This window comes from Candidatus Polarisedimenticolia bacterium, assembly GCA_035764505.1.
Lineage (GTDB): Bacteria > Acidobacteriota > Polarisedimenticolia > Gp22-AA2 > AA152 > AA152.
The window spans coordinates 1-7,025 of sequence record DASTZC010000267.1; the positions used below are offsets into that span (position 1 = coordinate 1).

The window sequence follows — 7,025 nt, forward strand, 5'->3', positions numbered from 1 at the left end:
AGTCGGGCTCCTGGATCTCCTACGCCGAGACCCGCCTGGGCCAGGGACGCGAGGCGGCGCGCCAGCTGCTCAAGGACAATCCCGATCTGTGCGCCGAGATCGAAAAGAAGATCCGCAAGAAGCTCGGACTCCTGCGGGAGGACCCGGCCGCCTCGGCGGCCGCGCCGGGCGCCGCGGGCAAGGGCGAGAAGGAGGAGGAGAAGAAGGGACGCATGCCTTCGCCTCCCGATCGTCCCACGCGCCCCCCTTCCCTGCGCGCCTGAGCCAATCGCAGCATCACAAAGCGGGGCCGCCTTCGCCGGCGGCCCCGCTTTTTTTGTTCACGAGCGGGTCGCCTCTCCCCCGGCGATTGATCCAGGGACCACAAGCTTCCCCATGATCAAGTGCCGGCCGTTGACACGCGGCGCTCTTGCCGTCGCGTCCAACGGTGCCCCAGCCGGGGCGATTTATCCAGGGACCACAAGCTTCCCCATGATCAAGTGCCGGCCGTTGACGCGCGGCGCTCTTGCCGTCGCGTCCAACGGTGCCCCAGCCCGGGCTCAACCTCCGATATGGTACGGGAAATGCACACAATTCGCGTCGGGGAGCCATTTTGCGAATGGTGACCGGCATGGCAGCTCACCGGTCCAGCCAGGTCCTCAAGGAGAGCGCGCCTCGCTCGTTTGCCGCTCTGGTGGCCGAGTTCCTGGAGAAGCACGCCCGCCAGCGCCGCCACTACCCTACCTATAAGGTGAACTCGAACCGCTTGCTGGAGCATTTCAGGGGGAAGGACCTTCAAGAGATCGGTCCGGCCCAGGTGGAGGACTATCTGTCGTCCCGTCTGGCCACCGGAATCAGCCGGGCCACGGCCAATCGCGAAAGAGCCCTGCTGTCGGGCATTTTTTCCTTCGCCATCCGCCGGGGCTACTATGCGGGCGACAACCCCTGCCGCAAGGTGAAGCCCTTTCCCGAATCTCCCGGGCGCGATCGGTATCTCACCCCCGAGGAGGCCGAGGCACTCGTCGGAGCGGCCTCGCCCCGTCTCCGCCCGATCCTGATCACTGCGCTGCACACCGGCGGGCGCCTGTCGGAGGTCCTGTCGCTGCGCTGGACCGACCTCGACTTTATCCACGGCATCGTCTACTTCGACCGAAGCTCGACCAAGTCCGGCCGGCAGCGCGAAGTGCCGATGACGCCCGAGCTGGCGGGCGTGCTCGAAGCGTGGCGCGGCCGGCGACGGCGTGCCGGACAGACCGAGGAGTACGTATTCACCTATCGAGGCAAGCGCGTCCGCGGCGTGCGCCGGTCGTTCGCCCGCGCGCGCGAGGCGGCGGGGCTCGGCCCGGAGGTCGGCTTCCACACCCTGCGTCACACCTTCGCGTCCTGGTACGTGATCAACGGAGGCGACCTGCTACGGCTGCAGCGCTTCCTCGGGCATTCCACCCTGGCGTTGACCCAGCGCTATGCCCATCTGTCGAAGGAGTTCATCAAGGCGGGACTGCAGTTCATCGGCGCGCCGGCCAAGGATCGCTGAGCCGCCGCAAAATGCCTCGAAAAGCGGTTGACGTTTGGGTCGCGGATGCTATGTTGGGTCGCATGAAACGTCCGCGCCGTGCGACCGTTCGCCTCGACCCGGAGCTGCATCGGGCCCTGCGCGAGGAAGCGGCCCGCAACGACCGGAGCATCTCCGAGCTGGTGAACACGACCCTGCGCCGAACCCTCGGCGAGTACCCCAGGCCGCCCCTGCCTCCGAAGACCCCCGACCTTCTCTTCGAATCGGTCCTCAAAGGCCTCAAGCGCCGCCGGAAGATCTAGCTTCGAACCTTCGGGATTGCCCGCTTGGCTTATTAAAGGATATGGCATAATCCTTTATTAAGGCTTGGACTTATTAAACTCTCTTTCGCAGGGTTTCCGTCATGCAGCGAGGCCCCAGCGGCACCTGGGTTGTCGGTCCCTCGGCGGGCGGGGAGAAATGGAAAGCCTTCGTTCCGAATTCTCTTCCGCCTGATCCTTCCCTCGAGATCGACGGCACGCTGCGTGAAGAGCTCGACGCAGCCTACCTCGCCCTGGGCCGTCTGGACGGCCTCACGGGGAGCCTTCCCGACACGGCCCTCTTTCTCTACAGCTACGTCCGGAAGGAGGCAGTCCTCTCCTCCCAGATCGAGGGAACTCAGTCTTCCCTGTCCGATCTGCTCCTGTTCGAAATGAAGGAAATGCCCGGTGTCCCGCGCGACGACGTGAGAGAGGTATCGAACTACGTCGCCGCCACGGAGCATGGCCTGCGCCGGCTCCGCTCCGGCTTTCCCCTGTCGAATCGCCTTCTGCGCGAGATGCACCAGAAGCTTGTCGCCAAAGGGCGCGGCAGCGAGAAACAGCCCGGAGAGCTCAGGACCAGCCAGAACTGGATCGGCGGGACCCGGCCCGGCAACGCCATGTTCGTTCCACCTCCAGCCGATCGCGTCGTGGAGTGCATGGGGGACCTCGAGAAGTTTCTCCATGATCAGCCTGCTCGGACCCCTGCACTCATCAAGGCGGCCCTGGCGCACGCCCAGTTCGAGACGATCCATCCCTTCCTGGACGGAAACGGCCGGATCGGCCGGCTCCTCGCCACCTTCATCCTGTGCTCGGAAGGCGTGCTGCGTGAGCCATTGCTCTACCTCAGCCTGTACCTGAAAGGCAATCGCGAGACCTATTACAGCCTGCTGCAGGGAACGCGCCTTCGCGGGGAATGGGAGGAATGGGTGTTCTTCTTCGTTCGGGGAGTCCGTCAGATGGCGGACGAGGCGATTCAGACGGCCGCCGCGCTCACGAACGTCTCAGAAAAGGATCGCGGCATCATCCAGGCGATGGGCAGGCGCGCCGGCTCGGCCCTGCGCATCCACAGCGAGCTGCAGCGTCGGCCGGTGCTCTCTATCCCCGTCGCGGCGAAGGCAGCCCGCTTGACCATCCCGACCGTCACCGCCGCGCTCGAAAGCCTGGTCGACGCCGGAATCGTCCGCGAGCTCACGGGACGCCGGCGCAATCGCCTCTTCGGCTACAAGCGCTATTTGAAGATTCTCAACGAGGGGACGGAGACCTAGGCTGACGCTGCGTCCGGTCGGTGGACAGACGCGACCAAGTTTCGGTAGAATCTGCTCCCTCTACGAAGCGCAACTACCTGATATTCCTTCCGAGTGCCCCTGTAGCTCAGTCGGTAGAGCGATGGACTGAAAATCCATGCGTCGCTGGTTCAATTCCGGCCGGGGGCACCACACTTCTCTCGAGAAACATACGTAAGTAAGTGTCTGCGGCGCCTGCGGGGCGCGGTAGCGAGGATCGCCACGAGGCATGATCGCTCCGTGGGCGCGCCATTCATGGATCGGGGACCGACGTTAAAGCAATGAGCTATCCAGGGCCGCGACGGGTGCTGGCCTTTCAAAGGGACGTGCGTATTATGGGTTCTGGGTGGCAGGCGAAAAGACACAATCGCATCGAGAAAGGAGAACCCATGAAGAGATTGCCTATCCTTCTCCTCTGCGTCGCGGTCCTCGTTCCGTTTCTAGCCTTCGGCGCCGATCAGCCGGCCTCCGCGGGAAAGGGCCACGCCTCAGTGTCCCCGCCCACCCCTACCCTCTCCTTGTCGGCGCTGCTCGACTTTTCACGGTGGTTCGAAGCAAGACATAGTTCTTCGGGGTCCGGCTGCGGACCCAGTTTCTGCTCGCAAGCGCAGAGGAACCAGTGCGCCCAGACCTGCAGGCGCCGTCCTTTCGTAGGATTGGAGTGCTGCTTCGATACCTGTACGTCGTTCTGTAACTGCGGCAGCGTGCCGACCGGTTGCTAGTTCGCCATTCAGCCTGCCATCCAGATTGATGTTCCGACATTTCGATGGTCTTCGCGCCCGGCGGCGGGATCCCCAGCGCCGGAACGTACCCTCGCCACCGTCGGACTGTCCTCTCCTCCTCAAGGCGCGCCGGTCCCCTGCTGATGCAGCTCCGGGGTCGACGGGAAGCGGTGGAAGCTCACCCCGTCCTCGAAGTTGGCGCCGCACTGGAAGGACAGGTGCAGGCCAACGAAGGACCAGTCATCGAACCCATTCAGCGGCCGGTAGGCCGGGCAGGTAGCGGTCGGGTCGTCCAGCGCATCCTGGTTGATGTCCACTGCCACCGGGATCGGGTCGATGAAGCCGCTGCGGTTCCAGTCCACAGGCCCGCAGCCGGGAATGGGCACGGGCGGCGCGAAGCAGAAAGCATAGGCCTTCGAGATATCGCGCAGCCCGCTGGTCCCTCCGCACACACAGCTGGAGATCCCGTCGGACTCGAACAAGGAGTTCTCGTCGAGCGGCAAGGGCGACGGCGGCGGGCCCGAGTAGTCCACCCTCCAGGCTCCCCCCGGGGGGAATTGCGCGTAGCGCGGGTCGGGCGGCAGGGGCACCGTGGAGCAATTGGTCGCGGCCGTGGTGATGCCATTGAGCTGGAACACATAATTCATAGAGCTGATGTGGTTGGGCTTGCGAGGAATGGCGCTGTCCGAGCTGGTGTCACACGAAGGCGATCCGCCTGTACTCGCCCCGCCATGGTCCAGCCCGAACGTGTGCCCGATCTCGTGCATGATCGTTCCCGCCTGGTAGGAGACGAGCTGGTCGCGGAGCTTCGTCCTGTCCGGCTCGACGGCGCTCGACCCATCACTGAGGTTGTGCCCGCCCAGCGACACGATGATGTCATCGCCAGCCAGCTCCGCCATACCGGTCGTCCTCTCCCCCACCGTCCCGCATATCCCCAGCACCGAGTTCTCCGCCAGGCACGCGGAGCTGCTGCAATTCCCCGAGCACTCCGCGTTGTGGCCGAAAACGGCGTACTTGTGCGTGAATTTCTTGCGCTGATCGAAGTTCGCGCCCTTCAAGGCATAGAAGCTCACCGCCGAGTTGACGCCGCCGTTCGTCGCGCAATCCCCCACCGGGTTCGCGAAGCTCACCACGCTGACGTGCGGCAGAGGCGACGTGATGCCCGTCGGATTCGTGGAGGTCACCGCGGAAGGATTGGTGTTCGGGTCGATCTTCAGCCGGATCCCCTTGCGCGCGTAGGCATCCTTGACCCGCTTGAGGGTCCCGTCCACCGGCGCATCGGTCGTTCCGTCGTAATCCTTGCCGATGAAATCGGGGTAAGGCTGGTGCGACACGTCGAGCGGGTCGGACGGGTCCGGCGACATCCAGTCGTAAACGACGTAGGCGTTCTTCTGCGTAACCTCGTCCCAGTCGGGATCATCGGGCAACGCCAGGTCTACACCGGTCGGTCCCGTGTTCTGGATCCCATCGCAGTCGTAATCGATCCAGTGCCCCGATTCCCAGGTATCGCCCAGCCCGTCCCCGTCGCTGTCGGGATTGGCGCATCCCGGCGGCAGCGGCACGACCCCCTGCGCCGCCGAGCAGCCGCCCCAGCAACCGGAGGTTCCGGGACTGGTGGCGCAGCTCACGCCCCCCTCACCTGAGGTAGGCGCCGCCACGCAGGCGCGCTGGTCGAGGTGGTGGCAGGAGGCGTTTGCACAGGAATCCACCGTGCAGCTCGTCGCGTCGACGCACGAAATCGCACAGGTGCCGCAATGATTGGCATCGCTGCTGAGGTTGCTCTCGCAGCCATCGGCGGGCTGCGTGTCGCAATCGCCGAAGCCGGGATTACAAGCGGCCACCACGCAGGTTCCGCCGGCACATTGCGGCGTCGCGTTGGCCAGGTTGCAGGAGGCTTCGCTGCCCGGCCCGTCGATGGTGCCGTTGCAGTCGTTGTCCACACCGTCGCAGATCTCCGGCGGGCCGTAGACGCAATCCGAGGTGAGCATGTAGAAGAAGAGGCTGCCCGGCCCCGGGGTGTCGCTCCAATTGCGCACCGGCGTGTCGCCGAGCTTGTTCCCCGGCGAGATGATGCCGGAGGCCACAGTCGACCGGTAGACATGGAAGGCCGGCTGGCCTCCCGTCCAGTCTAGGTTCACCTGTCCCGGCCCCGTCCCCAGCGAAACGCTCAGGCTCATTCCGTCGACGTGCGCGACCGCCAGCGAGGGACACACCACCGCCAGCGCCAGGCTCAGCCAGGCCCCTCTCACCTTCATTTGGAATCCCTCCATCCCCAGGGCGGGTTTGCGAATTGGCGGGAGATTACTACAGGAGAGCTCCGGACGGATAGGTGGCCAGGTGGTCCTTGGGGCGGTTCACTTTCCGGCCGTGCCGGAGGCTGTAAGACGTCTGCTAGTCGCCGATTTTCCGAATCTCTTCGATCCAGGGCTCGAGGCGGCGCCCGTACGCGAGCGTGACCTCGTAGCGCGGCGGGGCTTTGAGGACGCCGTACATGCCGTACGAGGCCCAGAGCTTCGCCTCGGCCTGCTTCTCCTGCTCGCGCCGGATTGCGTCCAGCACCGGCCGCTTTGCGAGCGGGACATGGATGGACGAGACCAGGATCTCCGAGACGTATCCTTCGAGGTGGGCTTCCGTGAGGCTTTTCGTCTGCTCGTCCCAGGACCGCTGGAGGTTGAGCCGGACGAGCGCATCGGCGAGGATGTGGTGGGCGCGGTCCGGGTAGCGACGACGCAGCTCCGACGCGTCGTTGCCGACGTCGATGACGAACAGCCGCGAATGTCCGACGCGTTCGCTCTCGAGCTCCTTGCGGCGCTCCTCCATCGTCTCGGCGGTGACGGGGACGTCCGGCTTCGGATGCAGCAGCTCCTCCTCGCGTCCGGCGATCCACTTCTTCCAGGCATCGCCGTCGTACTCGAGGACGGCGATCCGCCGCTTCGGCAGGGCTTTCGCGTAAAACAGCTCGGCCTTCTGGTCGGAGGGATCGATGCCGCAGTCGAAGCCAATCTCCTGAAGCTTCCTTCGATCGAACCAGCCTGGTCCGTCGGCCTGCCAGCCGGCCCCTCCGGTCTCGAGCGCCAGCCAGAGTCCCGTGTTCTCCTTCTCCCAATCGGCGCCGATGCGGAGCTCGCGCTCGGTCAGCGTCACCCGCGCCTCGGGCGCACCGCGACGGTTGCGCGCGACGCCGACGAGCACGACGGCGTTGGTGAGGACGAGGAGGGCGATCGCG

The 7,025-nt window shown here is 65.2% G+C and carries 6 protein-coding genes and 1 tRNA gene; 5 read left to right on the top strand and 2 right to left on the bottom strand.

Annotation, left to right across the window (positions count from 1 at the left end; all coding sequences use genetic code 11):
* From VFW45_17255 to VFW45_17275, 5 genes are all read left to right on the top strand, one after another.
* On the top strand, positions 1 to 263 hold a 263-nt coding region (locus VFW45_17255; GenBank protein ID HEU5182538.1), incomplete at its 5' end, for a DNA recombination/repair protein RecA.
* Positions 264 to 610: 347 nt separating this feature from the next.
* Positions 611 to 1,513, top strand: coding sequence for a site-specific integrase (locus VFW45_17260; GenBank protein ID HEU5182539.1), 903 nt, complete (start codon positions 611 to 613; stop codon positions 1,511 to 1,513).
* Between the two features lie 62 nt (positions 1,514 to 1,575).
* Entirely contained in the window at positions 1,576 to 1,794 is a 219-nt protein-coding gene (locus tag VFW45_17265; protein HEU5182540.1) for a ribbon-helix-helix protein, CopG family, read from the top strand.
* Between the two features lie 101 nt (positions 1,795 to 1,895).
* A complete protein-coding gene (locus VFW45_17270) occupies positions 1,896 to 3,059 on the top strand; it encodes a Fic family protein (protein HEU5182541.1) in 1,164 nt (387 codons plus the stop codon).
* Positions 3,060 to 3,154: 95 nt separating this feature from the next.
* Positions 3,155 to 3,230 (top strand) — tRNA-Phe (locus tag VFW45_17275).
* A gap of 688 nt (positions 3,231 to 3,918) precedes the next feature.
* Here VFW45_17275 and VFW45_17280 read toward each other — a convergent pair.
* The gene (locus tag VFW45_17280; protein HEU5182542.1) at positions 3,919 to 6,054 is read right to left on the bottom strand and encodes a hypothetical protein; all 2,136 of its coding nucleotides are present in this window, start codon (positions 6,052 to 6,054) and stop codon (positions 3,919 to 3,921) included.
* Positions 6,055 to 6,190: 136 nt separating this feature from the next.
* Positions 6,191 to 7,025, bottom strand: an 835-nt coding sequence (locus VFW45_17285; GenBank protein HEU5182543.1) for a DUF4824 family protein, incomplete at its 5' end; no start/stop codon positions are given.